Below are 13,517 nucleotides of genomic sequence, written 5' to 3'. Positions count from 1 at the left end.
GGTTCGAGCCCAGGTGGGACCACATCGGTGAAGAATGAAATTTCTTCAAAAATTCAAAAGCCCCTTTAATAGGGGCTTTTTTGATTGTTGTAAATGTTTTTAGTTCGTCATATTTGTTCATAGTTCATTAAAAAAAGTTCCCCCTTTTTCGCCCCGAAAAAAAATGTTTGCACTTTACGGATTTCCTTTATAATCAATGGATGATTTATTGCTATCTTTAATATTGTATTGAATAAAAGGTTTAAATAATTGATTTTCAGTGATTTAATTTTTGTTTTGGCATATTTTATATTATATTCGCTTAAAATTTCAATGAAATAATTTTGTAAATCTCAAAAAAGAAAACTCATGAGTGATAAATTTTCCATAAAAGCAGTTTTACGTACGGATAAGATTTTAAAAAACGGCAAACATCCGATTTCGATTCAGATTATTATAAATTCTAACAAGAAAAGGATTTCAATTGGAGAAAGTATTGATTTGAAAGATTGGGATAAAAAGAATGGTTTAGCTATTGGAAAAGGATATAAAGACTTAAATTCAAAATTGATAAATGAAAGAAGTGGGTTAGATAAATATCTTAGAAATGCTAATTTAGCTGGAATTCCTCTTACATTCAGATTAGTTGATGATTATTTTAAGAAAACTGATAACAATAATTTCTTTACTGTTTTTGATTTTATCGTTGATCTAAAATCTGAACTTTCAAAAGATACATTGTATAAATATGAAACTCTAAGAAAAAGACTGAAAGGATTTAAGTCAACAATTTTAGTCTCTGATGTAGACTTAGCATTTATCACAAAGTTTGATAATTATTTAAAAAAATTAAATATTGGAGAAGGTGGTATTTATAATCATCACAAATGTTTAAAATGTATTATCAACGAAGCTGTTGAGCATAAAAAATTCAATATTGATAATCCTTATAAGAACAAAAAATCGGTGAAAGTTAAATCTCCTAATCATCGTGAGGTATTTCTTGAAGAAGATGAAGTATTAAAAATAAAACAATATCGTCCGACTTCAAAAACATTAAAGGTTGTGAAGGATATGTTTTTATTGTCTTGTTTTACAGGATTAAGGTATTCAGATTTATTTTCCCTTAAAATTTCAGATTTAGATTGGGAAAGAAAAATTATTTCAAAGCAAATGTTGAAAACAAAGCACACTATTGACATTCCTTTAAATAGCCAAATTAGAGGTTTGTTAGTTAGATATATAATAGGCGATAAAAAGCCAGATGATAAAGTCTTTCCTGAGGTCGATAATCAAGTTGGAAATAGATTATTAAAGGAAATTGCTAGAGAGAGTAAGATAACTAAAAACTTAACTTTCCACGTAGGAAGACATACATTCGCTTCGTTTTTGATTAATGATAAAAATGTATCACTTTCTCTTGTTAGTAAACTTTTAGGACATAGGAGAATAGCAAATACGATGGTATATGCTAATTCAAATATTAAAAATTTAAGAAAAGTAATGGATGTTAACCGTTATGGATAATTTCCTAAATTTGTAGATATAAATTAAGAATATGTAATATTTGACATAAAAATTTTTAACGAAAAGCGTAAGCTGTTTATTGTCTCATCCGAAAACTGGTAATTTTCTTATACACAGACGAAATAAATAGTGAAACGCCCTGCTTTTGCGTGGGGCTTTCCTATTAGTCTGTGTAGGTGTACCAGTACCTCGGTTGATAATACGGTTAGTTCCACGCTTTTCATTTTTAAATATGAACCATTTGGAACTGATGGTAGCAAATTTAACTATGAAAAAAAATATTGTAGGAGCTTTTTTTGTTCTGCTCTTAAATCCTCTAAATGCTCAATTTACTGATGCAAAAAGTTTAATGAGTTTTTCTAAATCTGATTTTACCTCTAAAATTGAAATTCTAAAAAAGAAAGGGTGGGTATCAGATATGCCATTGAGAAAAACTAGTAAAGGGAAATCTATTACTGGTTATAAAAAGAAAACTGAAAATGGAAATTATAGTGTAGTATTAACGAAATTCACATTACCAGATTCTAAAAAGGTTGTTAATATTACAGATTTATATTTTCCTTATGATGATACTTTTTCTAAGTATTTTGATGAATTAAGCACTATCTATAATTTTTCTGGAGTACAAGGAATGGGCGAAGGAGCTGTAGGTTACTCAGAAAAAAACTTAATGATTTTAGTTAAAATGAGCAAAGATTCATATAGTTCTAAATGGATTCAAGAGATAGAGATCACTTCAGTTAAAGATTCTAAATAGTTATATTATGAAGAAAGTTTGTTTTATATTGTTAGTTGTTTCAGGTTTGGCAAAGTCTCAACAATTTACTGCTACTGAATTTATATCTTTCTCTAAAAAAGATTTTGAAACAAAAAAAGAAATTCTGAAAAATTCCAAATGGAAATTTGTTAGAGAAAAAAAGAATGAAAATGATGAGGTGTATGTATATAAGTATGATATTTTTAGAGATATGTCTGATTCTATAATAGTTAGGAAAATATTTGATCCTAGCACTAAAAAAAGAAATTTTGAAACCGAATATATTTCCACTAATGAAAGCATCTATCCATGGAGAACGTGGTATTCAGAGATGAAATCTATGTATCCATTCACTTATTTAGAGGGTACCAAATCCACATATGGTAAATCTGTATATAAAGATAAAGATTTGAATATAATGATGATGGCTTATCAACCTAAAGAGTGGATTGTTAGCAGAACAATGGTTATTACTAAAAAATAAATCTCGAAAGACTTTTACAAGATTTTAGAATTACCTAATTTCATTTCAAATTATAAATCACATTTAATGGAAGGTAATGAAGTTAAAAATAATGCTTTTTTTCTAAAAAGATTAAGAGCTTTAGAAAAACGAGTAAGGCTTTTAGAAGATTTGTTAGAGGAGAAAACTTTAAAAGAGATGTTTACTGTAGAAGAAGTTATAAACGTCTATGGAATAAGCCGTTCCACTTTCGATAGGTATAGAGATTCAGGGTTAAAAGTTTATCAGCCAAAACGAAATGGAAGAATTATGGTGAAAAAAGTAGATATTGATAAATTCTTAAAGAAATGAAATGGTTGATGTAATTAGATTTTATATTGAAAATGTAGAATTGACTGAAAAAGCTCTGAAGAAATTTGATATATACCCAGTAGGTTACGGTAAAGAAAGAGGGTATTACAAAAAAATGAAAAGAGAAATAGAAAATGATTTGGATAAGCCTAAAGGACGTGAGTTTGATTATTTTTCAATAGTATATGATAAAAAAGAAGATGAGAATGTTGGAAAACTTTGGTTTGAGCAAAATATTAGAAGGACTTATTTCGATAGAATCAGAACCGATGAGAGCGATTTAGAAATTGCAATGAGTGATTTGCATTATAATGATTTTGTCAGAGAAATAAAATATTGGGCTAATGAACTTGATATTGATGAAGAAGATTTTTGGAAAGCAAAAATAACGAAGATCGAATTGGGAGTAACTCTCCATTTTAAAACTCCAATGAATGGTATTATATCTTGTTTTGGAAGTTTAAAAAATTTACCTAGAAAGCATGTTTATGAAAATTCTGGAGTTAAGTTTATAGGTAAAAATTATCAAGTATCAATTTATGATAAGTTAGATAGAGCGTTTCATACGGGAGAGATTTTTGAAAAGCAACCTGCCAAAAGAAGGAATATTTTAAATGTTGGTGCAAAGAAAGTTAAAGCTTACATTCGTTATGAAATAAAAATTACAACTGTTAGTGGTGTCCTCCCTAAAGATTTTGGAGATATTAGTACATTAAATAAATTAAATAAAAGTTGGAATAATCTAAGCAATATGCTTTTAAACAAAATTGATGATTTTACTTTTGTTGATGTTTTATCTCCAGAAATAGAAAAATATATTATTTACGAACAAATAGGAAATGCAATTGATGGTGTAAAAGGAAAAGACAAGACCCCAATTGAGGAATATTTAATGTACTTGGGTCTGAAATATCTTGATTTTGAAAACAATGGAATAATCAATAATGGATTTGATGAATTCAGAAGATACTTGCTTCCTTTTTTAAAAAGAGATAGGCTGAAACGAGAAAAAATTTATAGTGATATGTATATGAAGTTTAGGGTAAAAAGCAGTCCTACTTATGCTGAGAAATTTAAAACTGAATTGGCGAGAAAACTAAAAAGTTTAGTTGCGAAATAAACTTTGTGATCATCAGTTATATATAACCTATATATTAGACGTAAAAACTACTACTATTAATACAAAAGTTTTATAGAGCTTTAACGAAATTTTTCGTTGAAAATTCGAAGAAAATTTAATACAAGAAAAAGCAAGTGAAACCATATACTTGTTTACCTGTTTTGAAAGTAAATATATAAGTAATAATTATTGAAGTTTACAAGTTAAAACAAATTAAAGTTTATATGCTAATTATAATGGAAGCCTGTATTTTTTTAGATATAAATTAACTTTTTTAAAGCTAATAACAAGAATGATAAATTAAAATTTGTTTATTTATTTCTAATTATTCGGATTCCATAATTTTAAATTTTAAAAACTATGAATAAAAGCGAATTACAAAATCGGTATGATATTTTATCAAAAATTTTAGATGATTTTTATGATGCTAAGCAAGATTATCAATATGGAAATGCAAAAACAAAAAGACTTAAAGAAAATAAATTGAATTCTCTAATTAGTTTAGCCCAAAAATGGATAATCGAAAATGATGAATTCTACAATATCATTACTGGTACTGATAAAAAATCTGAATTTGAAAGAATCATATCTTTAGAAGGAACTTTCACTTTAAATTATTTTGGAAAAGATATGAGTGAGATTTTGGACAAGTTGAAAATTTATATTTCAAATCACGATCTTTAATTTATGCAATTAAGTTGTTTTCAAATATTGGTTTATTTCAATGGAAGCATTCAAATAAACAATTAACTAATAAATATGATCTTTCTACCTTTGATTTTTATTAAACTCGTTTTTTGATGTGTTTAAATGTTTTTTTCCATTTTACAAAAGAATTTACTCATTCTATGGAACTAAAATTTAACTTACTGCAAGATAGATTATTAGTATTTTCGATTAATATGTTAGATCAGATTTTGAAATCAATTTTATATTTTTACGTCAAATTTTTAATATGAGAGTCGTTTCATTATTTGCAGGATGTGGAGGTTTAGATTTGGGATTAGTGCAATCAGGGCATGAAATTGTTCTAGCTACTGATATAGATAAAGATTGCAAACTTACATATGATAGAAATTTCGATCACCCCCTTTTATTGAAAGATGTAAAACTCTTGGAGGGTACTGAATTACCCCAGTATGATATTCTAACTGGAGGATTTCCGTGTCAGGGTTTCTCTGTAGCGAACCAATATAGAAGTGTTTTAGATGAAAGAAACGAATTGTATTTAGAAATAGTTAGATTGTTAGATGAAACTCGTCCAAGATTTTTTCTTGCTGAAAACGTACCTGGTATTTTAAGTTTAGGAAAAGGTGAAGTTGTTAAGCAAATAGTTAAAGAATTTTCTGAAATTGGAATAAATGATGGGTGGCATGGTTATGATGTGAAAATATTCAAATTAAATGCCGCAGATTACGGCGTTCCTCAAGGAAGAAAGCGAGTAATATTTTTGGGTGTTTCAAAAGAATATAATGATCTAACTAGAAATAGAATTTTCGAGGTTTTTCCTCCTAAACCTACTCATACTCCTGAATCATATTTAACGTTGAAAAAAGCGATTGGAAATCTTCCTGAGCCATATACGGATAGTGCTAATAATATATTAAATCATTATGGGACTAAACATAAAGTTAAGATCAATGGTTATATGGGGAATAGAGCTTTGTCATGGGATAAGCCTAGTCCTACAATTGTTGGTAGAGGAGGTGGAACGGGAGGTCCAGTTATTGCAGTCCATCCCAATTTGAAAAGAAGATTTACTGTAAGAGAAACTGCAAGAATACAGACGTTTCCTGATAATTTTGAGTTTTATGGTGCTACTTCATCTCAATTTAGGCAAATAGGCAACGCTGTTGCTGTTGAATTTGCTAGAAATTTAGGATTAGCTTTAGCTGAAATTGAAAAAATTGTAGATTTATAGCCCTAATCTAACGAGCTGAGTAGCTTTAATATTTTCTAATTCATTGAACTTGGCAACTATTGTACTCTCGTCAAAAAAGTCGCTGAATTCTTGATCTATTTCAAACGAACAATATCGAAGAATTACATTTTTATCCATTCTAATGGAATTTCCTTCCCAGCGGTTTATTGCTGATTTTGAAAATTCGTGCCAATGGTTCCTTAGTGAATCAGATATACATCTTTTAAAATCTGCATTTGTAAGAAGATACATTCTACATTTGTTATAGTCTTTTATATAGATAATTATATCTTCTTTAAAAACGCCTTCAAACACAATTTCCCATCTTTCAATGAATTCATCTAATTTTCCTATACTATTTACATAATTAAATAATTGCTGTAATTGAGCCTTACTTCCCCTTCCTATTTCAAATTCTGTTTGGGTTTCTTCACTAAGGATTGTTAACTTGCTTCTTCTTTCTCCCAAGGCTAAAAAAGCAGGGTCTAAAATATTTTGAACTAAACTTGTAAAATCAAAAGCTCCAAAATTAATCTCATTATTTTCAGGAACTAACGATTTAATTGAAATTTTATAAGAACTATTTATTCTTGGATTGTAGAAAATTAAGTCACCTTTTTCTCTAAAATTTGAGCATATTTTTGTGAAAATTTCAGAAGGGATTTTTTGTATTTTCTCTTCTTCTAATAAAATATTTATAGTAGGATTTGTTTTAGGTAAATCATCTGATGTACGTCCATCGCCTAGCAATGCCAACCTTGTTTCCAATGCATTAGCTGTATATTTTTCTTTATAAATAGCAGGATGATTGAGATAGTTTTTTAAATCAAACAATATGAGTTTAGCCAGAGTAGAAGCTTCGTTATTATCAGATAAGGAATCTCTCAAAATATTGCCTAGAAGAGATGACATTGAATCACTGTCTGTAACTGGTCTTCTTTTTATTGCACGATACCTCTCATAAACAGACTGTGGTATAATTGGAAACTTCAGAATTTTATCCATCCTTAATTATTATGCTAGTTCCAAATGTATGCTTTTTTATTTGTATTTAAAAATGTTAATTATCATCCGAGGAGGAAATAAATTTTTAAAAATGATTTGTTCTTTTGTTATCTTTGATTATTAAAATATTAAAATGAGAGTACATAAGAAAGATGACTATGTAAGGTATGTTGGTAATTATCCTTATACTCACGATTCATCAAAAGATTTGATAGGATTGATAGATGAAATAAGTCCCAATAATATTGAAGCTAAAATATTTGTTGAAACACACTCTATGTTGGTAAGATTAGACCAATTACGACCACTTGAAACAAAAGAAGAGCATCTTATTAATTTGGGATTCACAAAAGTAGTTAAGAATAATATGAATATTTACCAAAAAGGAAATTTAACTATTTCTGAAACTGCATTTGTTCTTAATCAATTATTTATAAACGCTGGTTTTCGTTTAGGGGATTTGTCTGGATTAAATGATACTGTTATAAGGAATAATTACTTAGATCAAAATCTAGAATTCAATATGAATAAATTTCAGCAAGATTTTCCAAATTTAAATAACATTAATGACTTCATTGAAGTGTATTCGAAATACCATATAAATTTTAGCAGAAAGGTTTTTTTTGGAGATTTGTAATTGTAAATAATCCCCTTTTATTCTCCCTAATAAATTATTGATGCTTGAAACCACTATGAATAAAAGGAAAATTGTTTAAAGTTCGGGTTCAGGTGGGACCACAATACAAAACCGTAATACTTTGAATAATTGAGTATTACGGTTTTTATTTTATAATTTTTTCCAACATTTTCCCAACAATGTGATCTGATAAATTAAGGAATAGTATAGAAAAATATTACCACAAAATGATTTGCAGTAATATTCATAAATTTAAGTTGGTTAAGATTCAGGACTACTAATCAAGATTTATATTTAAAGAGACTGTCTAATTTTTTTTGACAGTCTCTTTAAGGATTAATTATTGCTTTGTAAGAATAATTTCTTTGGGTAAAGCCTCCGGAATACCTGTATTATAATACGGACAATCTGTTGTAATCATATTGCTTCCTAGATTAAGTTTCCAATTAAGCTGTGTTTGGGAAGAATCCGTAAAGTTGATAATGACATTTCCTGAAGTATTACAGAGATCAGCATCAACATATACCAGAGAATATTTATCATCTATTTTTCTAAATTTACCACCCCATATTTTTGCTTTATCATCGCTTAAGGTTGTATTATCAAAGAGAATATTATTACTACTATCTAACACTTTAAATTTCGCAATTAAGTTATCTTTATAATATTTTAATACATCATCATATATATAAATATTTTTTTTGATTGTAATATAAACTGTTTTATTATTAAATACTCCTTTCCATGTACCTACATAACTTTGAAGTTCATTATTGGTATCTTTTAAATAGGCATTTGGAGGAATCTCAGTAAACGTTCTTAATGGATAAGTTTGTGCTTTACAAGAAATAAAAGCACATAAAAATATAATAAAAAATAAGTTTTTCATAATCTTTAAATTTAATATGTTAATTAGGGCAAGGTGTTGATTTTACTGGATTATCTTTTCCGTTATATTCTAGTTTAGTTGTACTACCTGTGACCTTATCACTCTTATAAACTTCTAAACCATTTATATTAACTTTTTCTTTTAAAAATTTAGTGAAAAGTTTTTCTACATCAGATTGATTTAATCCTCCACTATTTTCTATAAGATTTGAATATTCTCTATTGTACCAGGTTTGCCATTGAGCTTTTATATTCGGTCCAATACCATAATTACTATCCCCAGAATATTTTAAAATATAATTTCCCTGTGAAGTAATAACCATACCATAGGCATCCGTAATAGTACCATTTAATTGAGAATTTCTGACACAGGTTGTTAGAAATGTAAAAACATCAGCAGGTGAAAATATCTTAATAACTCCATCTTTACTATCAAGATGAGTATGAATATAACCAAAATATTTATTACCCGGTGGAAATATAAGGTTATCATTTGCGGTGTTTGCTAAAGATTCATAGGTTGTTTGTGGTCCATATGCCGCTGCAAAACCTGTTTCTTCGGTTTTATCAAATACTTCTTTTTTATCTAGTTCAGAAATTTTATCCTTAAAAGCTTGATTAGAATTCTGAGCTTGCATTTTTGCACACGGATTTTTTTCCTCCGGCGGATCAGGATATTCATATCCATCATCTCCTCCGCCTCCACCACCGCCTCCAAACGGATCACCCAAAGGAGGAAAACTTTTAGGAGGAACACCTCCGCCGCTGTCTTCTTGCCAATCACAGACCATATTAGAATAGCTTACTGGTTCGCAGTCTGTTTGTCCATTCAGACAGCCTATGACTATGGTTCTTGTAGAGCATACGTATTTTGCTTTAGCAGCCGTGTTGCCGTCTATCACTTCGCTGTGGCTGATGATATTGGAATATAATGCATGTTGGAAGAAGGTTAAAAGATCAGCATCGTTCTTTTCGTAGAAATATAGCCTATTCCCTTTTCTTACCGCTTCCATCAAGAGAATAACCTTATCTTTTTTTACAATGGGAACCAGTAGGTATTTTTCACCAAACTGCCCATAAGACATGGCATAATTCCAGTTCAATTCACCATAGGTAATGTTAAAACGTTCCAGATTGGCATGCTTCAGGAAAACTTCCTGTACTTTTCTGATTTATACTTCATCTTCTTTCCATAAGCTTCGGGAAACATATTTTGATGAGCTAAGGTTTTCGGTAGATAATTGAACCGAACTTTCCTGCGGAAGGAAATCTTCACTGCGGCACGACCACAGTAAGGCTAAAAGGACTGTTAGAAAGGACAGTCTAAGAATATTCTTTTTTCTCATTGATTGGTTGTTTTTAGTTGTTAAATTTAATTAAAATTTTGATTTTCACTGTAAAGTGAGTATTGTTTTTTTTAATACCATTTTTAGCCTGATAAATAATGTTTTTTCATAAGTCTTGTTTTTAAATGTTATTATTCTGTTTTGTCTGTAATGCAAAGCTATCAAAGCACAGCGACAAAGCATGTCATATCATATTTCAAACCTTAAAATCCTTAATTATCTATAGTGTGTGAAATATGTTTTTGTAAACGTAAAAAGAAATTTCCTTTCAATATCATCGGTATTTTGTTATTTTTGAACAAAATATTGATATTATGAGTTTTTTTATTAGGAATTCAATTTTAGTAAGTTAACTCCATTTTAACCTACAGCTATAAGTTGTTTTCCATCAAATATCCATTTGCCATTCACCTGTTTAAAATAATAGATTTCAAATTTTGCTCCATTACCTAAAGATTTCACAACTTCTATGGAGGCATATTGATTATTTTTACTAATAATAAAATTAACAAAAGATACTTTTATTGTGTCTTTTCGTTTTTTAAAGCTATTATCTGTATCCAGAAAAACGGAATAATTGTTAATTTTTTTTTGTATTTTTTCCAGTTTTATAGAGCTGTTTAATATTTTTTCATTACTTAGGTTGTATTTTTCCTGGAATTTTTTAATAACAATGCTCTGATCTTGTTTAATTTCACCCACAAATTGGTAAACTCCTACAACAGGATTATCTATTGTTTTAAAATAATCTAAATTATCTAATAATATGGGTAAATTTTCTGAAATTAATTCGTTACCTAAGGCTGTCTTTTTTTCTCTATTTTGACAAGAAAAACAAAGTAAAAAGAACAATAAATATTTAATATTTCCAATCATACATATTTGTTTTAAATAAATTTTCATCATAAGGCCAAAATATACCAGTTGCTTGTTTTTCAAAAGCATTTCCATATTCATAATTATAATTATCTAATCCTTTTTTGAACCTTGCATAATGTACAAGTTCATGTAAAGTGGTTATACCTAATGCAAAAGAATATGCATTAATAGCTGTTTTTACTGTTAATTTTTCCAAGGTCATAACTCTAAGTTTATTAATTGTGATGTTAAATGGTGAATATGCACTTGTTTTACCTCCAACGTTCCACTTATCAGTATTATCCATAAATGCTTGTACAACAATACTATTATCTGATATAAAACTTTGCAGTTTAGTTAATACTTTGTAATATCTAGGATATTTGATCTTGCTTTTATTAATACTAGATGATTCATTATCAAGTGTATAATAGTTTGAGGGAATAGAATAACTATACTCTGAAAACATGAGGTCTGTTGAAGTTATTTTATTTTGAAATAAATTCTCCATATAAGATAGTCTACCAATGGCCCCGCTTAAGAAATTAGACCATTAAATGCAGAGTTCAACCCTTCGGATACAATTCCCGGCAGGAAGCTTTTAATGGCACCTGCGTTGTTCACTATATTTTCTAATGTTCCTAAAATGACTTCATGATTTTTCAATTCCATTTTTCAAAACAAAAGTAGGAATACTCCTACTTTTGTTTTGAAATCTATTTAAAGGTTCAATTTTTCTTCTTGATAAAACTTCAATAGAGCCCTTATTTATTGGCATCTTTATCAGAAATATTTAAGAACAAGCTGTCCTCAATTACAGGTTGTACTACAAATTTAGCCTTACCAAAATTTAGCTTTGAAAATCTTCGTAAATACTCACTATCATGAAAATCTCCTTTTAATACTTTATCATATGGATAATAGTTCTGTTTAAATTTTGAAGAATATTTATTTAATGGTGCAGATTGTTTGATAATTAAATCATATCTTATGCTTAATTTTCCCATTTTTTTTAAATATAATACTGAATTACCATCACCAGGTCTTATGTCGTTAATAAAATCTTTAAAACCAGTTTCTATCAGATAACCCTTCCAAATGCTATCCAGTTTGTTTTGATAAAATTTTGAAGATTGATCAGGCTTTAATAGTGCATAAACTTTTATTATACCATCTTCAGAAGTTAGACTCTTAAAATTTTTATCACCAAACTCCAAAGTATTGGGTGTTAGAAATATAATATCTTCCTTAGTATTATTTTCAAAATAAAGAGTTATTTCATTATCACTCTTTATATATTTTAAACTAAAAATATCTTTTGGTTGTTGCTTACAACTTAGAAATAAAAGTCCTAATAAAATTATAATTTTTTTCATTTTAATGTACTTTTTAGATAATTCTTAAATATAGGCTTTATTTTATTCATTAATGTTTCTAAATTTTTAACCCCCAAAACACCATTATTATATGGCGCCATATTTAAATTCAATTTTTGCCATCCTCTGAATCTTACATATTGTTCTTCCCATCTTGAAGTGTAATATTCATGAACTGTGTGCTTACGATTCACACCATCTAGTGTATAGTCATCAAAAAGTCGTGCATTATTTAGTATAGAATGAAATACTTCATGCCCAATTGTCAAATCTAATTGTTCTAAACTTATAAATGCCCCTTTTGGTAAATATATCCTTTGCCAAACAATAGTTTCTTTATGAGTGACCACTTCAGTTAATCCCCAAATTTTACTATCTCCCCTCACTAAAAGATCTCTATTACTATTACCACCATATGAATACCCTTGGCTTCGTAGATAAGGGCTTAAATCACTTGTCTGATCTACGAGATGCCAGGCGCCACGGATAAATTGACCTTTATAGTGATCATTTTCTACTTTGAGTACTGTATTAATGCTGAACTCGGCTTCAGTTGCTTCATTCAAAGTATTCGAATCATCAACAATCATTTCATTGATACTGTAGCTGTATCCGGTAGAGCCCATATCTGTTGAAGTAATCTTATTACTATATAAATTACCTGAATATGAAATTCCACCAATGGCTCCACCCAAGAAATTAGACCCATTAAATGCAGAGTTTAACCCTCCGGATACAATTCCCGGCAGGAAGCTTTTAATGGCTCCTGTGTTGTTCACTATATTTCCCAGAGATCCTGAAATGGCCGCTCCGCCTATGGCTCCACCCAGTACAGCGCTCCATGTATCCTGCCAATCCCATTTTACAGGGTTCCATTGTCCTTTATTAGCATTAACACCGCTTAAATAACTTCCTACAATAGCACCCGCAAACCATGCCCAGAATTCCCCGTCAGGATCATTATACATTATAGGATTATTCATTACATACCCGTATTTATTGTAGTTTTGGGTATTCGTTGTGAAATATTCCATCCGTAACCAGCAAGTCCATTTTGCCCACCACTTGTGTAAATAAGGCTGACCTCCGGCGCTATATTTTTAACTCCGGGAGGAAGGTCAATAGGCAGAGTATACTGAAGCTGTCCGGCTGGAGTTACTTCAGCATTTCCTTTGGTATCGTGGAAGTTTTGTGCTACTGGGGTTTGTGAAAAACCTAAAATCGATATACATAATAGTATAGCAGATGAAATTATTTTCACCTTTCTGTTATATAATTCCATAGCTGTA

Annotated in this window: 18 protein-coding genes; 8 read left to right on the top strand and 10 right to left on the bottom strand. The window is 29.2% G+C overall.

Going from position 1 to position 13,517, the window contains the following annotated elements; translation table 11 throughout:
- The first annotated feature begins 348 nt into the window (after positions 1–348).
- The 7 genes from AOB46_RS16850 to AOB46_RS16820 all read left to right on the top strand — a co-directional run bounded on the left by AOB46_RS16850 (position 349) and on the right by AOB46_RS16820 (position 6,118).
- Entirely contained in the window at positions 349–1,506 is a 1,158-nt protein-coding gene (locus AOB46_RS16850) for a site-specific integrase (protein ID WP_062701499.1), read from the top strand.
- Between the two features lie 232 nt (positions 1,507–1,738).
- Positions 1,739–2,263: a hypothetical protein gene (locus tag AOB46_RS16845; RefSeq protein ID WP_062701497.1), complete on the top strand. Its 525-nt coding sequence runs from the start codon at positions 1,739–1,741 to the stop codon at positions 2,261–2,263.
- Between the two features lie 7 nt (positions 2,264–2,270).
- The gene (locus AOB46_RS16840; RefSeq protein ID WP_062701496.1) at positions 2,271–2,747 is read left to right on the top strand and encodes a hypothetical protein; all 477 of its coding nucleotides are present in this window, start codon (positions 2,271–2,273) and stop codon (positions 2,745–2,747) included.
- Positions 2,748–2,813: 66 nt separating this feature from the next.
- Positions 2,814–3,077 (top strand): helix-turn-helix domain-containing protein, encoded by a 264-nt coding sequence (locus AOB46_RS16835; protein ID WP_062701495.1) that lies wholly within the window; start codon positions 2,814–2,816, stop codon positions 3,075–3,077.
- Position 3,078: 1 nt separating this feature from the next.
- Positions 3,079–4,197, top strand: a complete 1,119-nt coding sequence (locus AOB46_RS16830) for a hypothetical protein (protein ID WP_062701494.1) — start codon at positions 3,079–3,081, stop codon at positions 4,195–4,197.
- 360 nt (positions 4,198–4,557) lie between these two features.
- A complete protein-coding gene (locus tag AOB46_RS16825; protein ID WP_062701493.1) occupies positions 4,558–4,881 on the top strand; it encodes a hypothetical protein in 324 nt (107 codons plus the stop codon).
- 271 nt (positions 4,882–5,152) lie between these two features.
- A complete protein-coding gene (locus AOB46_RS16820) occupies positions 5,153–6,118 on the top strand; it encodes a DNA cytosine methyltransferase (RefSeq protein WP_062701492.1) in 966 nt (321 codons plus the stop codon).
- On the opposite strand, the gene AOB46_RS16815 is transcribed toward AOB46_RS16820, so the two are convergent.
- Entirely contained in the window at positions 6,113–7,123 is a 1,011-nt protein-coding gene (locus AOB46_RS16815; protein ID WP_062701491.1) for a hypothetical protein, read from the bottom strand. The genes AOB46_RS16820 and AOB46_RS16815 overlap by 6 nt on opposite strands.
- Before the next feature lie 133 nt (positions 7,124–7,256).
- Here AOB46_RS16815 and AOB46_RS16810 point away from each other — a divergent pair, with 133 nt between their 5' ends.
- Complete coding sequence (locus AOB46_RS16810; RefSeq protein WP_062701483.1) at positions 7,257–7,760, top strand: hypothetical protein; 504 nt, start codon at positions 7,257–7,259, stop codon at positions 7,758–7,760.
- 340 nt (positions 7,761–8,100) lie between these two features.
- On the opposite strand, the gene AOB46_RS16805 is transcribed toward AOB46_RS16810, so the two are convergent.
- The 9 genes from AOB46_RS16805 to AOB46_RS16775 all read right to left on the bottom strand — a co-directional run bounded on the left by AOB46_RS16805 (position 8,101) and on the right by AOB46_RS16775 (position 13,510).
- Positions 8,101–8,649: a DUF6705 family protein gene (locus tag AOB46_RS16805; RefSeq protein ID WP_062701481.1), complete on the bottom strand. Its 549-nt coding sequence runs from the start codon at positions 8,647–8,649 to the stop codon at positions 8,101–8,103.
- Positions 8,650–8,668: 19 nt separating this feature from the next.
- Positions 8,669–9,751, bottom strand: coding sequence for a hypothetical protein (locus tag AOB46_RS16800; protein ID WP_131724403.1), 1,083 nt, complete (start codon positions 9,749–9,751; stop codon positions 8,669–8,671).
- A 69-nt stretch (positions 9,752–9,820) separates the two neighbouring features.
- Positions 9,821–9,994, bottom strand: a complete 174-nt coding sequence (locus AOB46_RS23450; RefSeq protein WP_157845077.1) for a hypothetical protein — start codon at positions 9,992–9,994, stop codon at positions 9,821–9,823.
- Between the two features lie 360 nt (positions 9,995–10,354).
- Positions 10,355–10,870 (bottom strand): hypothetical protein, encoded by a 516-nt coding sequence (locus tag AOB46_RS16795; RefSeq protein ID WP_131724402.1) that lies wholly within the window; start codon positions 10,868–10,870, stop codon positions 10,355–10,357.
- Positions 10,854–11,363, bottom strand: a complete 510-nt coding sequence (locus AOB46_RS16790) for a hypothetical protein (protein ID WP_062701475.1) — start codon at positions 11,361–11,363, stop codon at positions 10,854–10,856. Before AOB46_RS16790 ends, AOB46_RS16795 begins: the two co-directional genes overlap by 17 nt.
- Positions 11,364–11,389: 26 nt before the next feature.
- A complete protein-coding gene (locus tag AOB46_RS23995) occupies positions 11,390–11,524 on the bottom strand; it encodes a hypothetical protein (protein WP_262486720.1) in 135 nt (44 codons plus the stop codon).
- A 92-nt stretch (positions 11,525–11,616) separates the two neighbouring features.
- On the bottom strand, positions 11,617–12,228 hold the full coding sequence (locus AOB46_RS16785) for a hypothetical protein (protein ID WP_062701473.1): 612 nt from the start codon (positions 12,226–12,228) through the stop codon (positions 11,617–11,619).
- Positions 12,225–13,211 carry a hypothetical protein gene (locus AOB46_RS16780; RefSeq protein ID WP_062701471.1) on the bottom strand — a complete coding sequence of 329 codons (987 nt, stop codon included), beginning with the start codon at positions 13,209–13,211 and terminating at the stop codon, positions 12,225–12,227. Before AOB46_RS16780 ends, AOB46_RS16785 begins: the two co-directional genes overlap by 4 nt.
- Positions 13,211–13,510: a SpvB/TcaC N-terminal domain-containing protein gene (locus AOB46_RS16775; protein ID WP_062701469.1), complete on the bottom strand. Its 300-nt coding sequence runs from the start codon at positions 13,508–13,510 to the stop codon at positions 13,211–13,213. Before AOB46_RS16775 ends, AOB46_RS16780 begins: the two co-directional genes overlap by 1 nt.
- Positions 13,511–13,517: the final 7 nt, after the last annotated feature.

The organism is Chryseobacterium indologenes (assembly GCF_001295265.1).
Taxonomy (GTDB): domain Bacteria; phylum Bacteroidota; class Bacteroidia; order Flavobacteriales; family Weeksellaceae; genus Chryseobacterium; species Chryseobacterium indologenes_A.
The sequence above is the reverse complement of the archived record's forward strand: the minus strand, read 5'-3'. Positions and strand labels throughout refer to the sequence as shown.

Bases quoted from the DNA above. Each gene is read 5' to 3' on its own strand.
- AOB46_RS16850 (WP_062701499.1), top strand. From the start codon at position 349: ATGAGTGATAAATTTTCCATAAAAGCAGTTTTACGTACGGATAAGATT.
- AOB46_RS23450 (WP_157845077.1), bottom strand. From the start codon at position 9,994: ATGAGAAAAAAGAATATTCTTAGACTGTCCTTTCTAACAGTCCTTTTA.
- AOB46_RS23995 (WP_262486720.1), bottom strand. From the start codon at position 11,524: ATGGAATTGAAAAATCATGAAGTCATTTTAGGAACATTAGAAAATATA.
- AOB46_RS16815 (WP_062701491.1), bottom strand. From the start codon at position 7,123: ATGGATAAAATTCTGAAGTTTCCAATTATACCACAGTCTGTTTATGAG.
- AOB46_RS16840 (WP_062701496.1), top strand. From the start codon at position 2,271: ATGAAGAAAGTTTGTTTTATATTGTTAGTTGTTTCAGGTTTGGCAAAG.
- AOB46_RS16825 (WP_062701493.1), top strand. From the start codon at position 4,558: ATGAATAAAAGCGAATTACAAAATCGGTATGATATTTTATCAAAAATT.
- AOB46_RS16830 (WP_062701494.1), top strand. From the start codon at position 3,079: ATGGTTGATGTAATTAGATTTTATATTGAAAATGTAGAATTGACTGAA.
- AOB46_RS16845 (WP_062701497.1), top strand. From the start codon at position 1,739: ATGAACCATTTGGAACTGATGGTAGCAAATTTAACTATGAAAAAAAAT.
- AOB46_RS16820 (WP_062701492.1), top strand. From the start codon at position 5,153: ATGAGAGTCGTTTCATTATTTGCAGGATGTGGAGGTTTAGATTTGGGA.
- AOB46_RS16780 (WP_062701471.1), bottom strand. From the start codon at position 13,211: ATGAATAATCCTATAATGTATAATGATCCTGACGGGGAATTCTGGGCA.
- AOB46_RS16775 (WP_062701469.1), bottom strand. From the start codon at position 13,510: ATGGAATTATATAACAGAAAGGTGAAAATAATTTCATCTGCTATACTA.
- AOB46_RS16835 (WP_062701495.1), top strand. From the start codon at position 2,814: ATGGAAGGTAATGAAGTTAAAAATAATGCTTTTTTTCTAAAAAGATTA.
- AOB46_RS16790 (WP_062701475.1), bottom strand. From the start codon at position 11,363: ATGGAGAATTTATTTCAAAATAAAATAACTTCAACAGACCTCATGTTT.
- AOB46_RS16805 (WP_062701481.1), bottom strand. From the start codon at position 8,649: ATGAAAAACTTATTTTTTATTATATTTTTATGTGCTTTTATTTCTTGT.
- AOB46_RS16785 (WP_062701473.1), bottom strand. From the start codon at position 12,228: ATGAAAAAAATTATAATTTTATTAGGACTTTTATTTCTAAGTTGTAAG.
- AOB46_RS16810 (WP_062701483.1), top strand. From the start codon at position 7,257: ATGAGAGTACATAAGAAAGATGACTATGTAAGGTATGTTGGTAATTAT.
- AOB46_RS16795 (WP_131724402.1), bottom strand. From the start codon at position 10,870: ATGATTGGAAATATTAAATATTTATTGTTCTTTTTACTTTGTTTTTCT.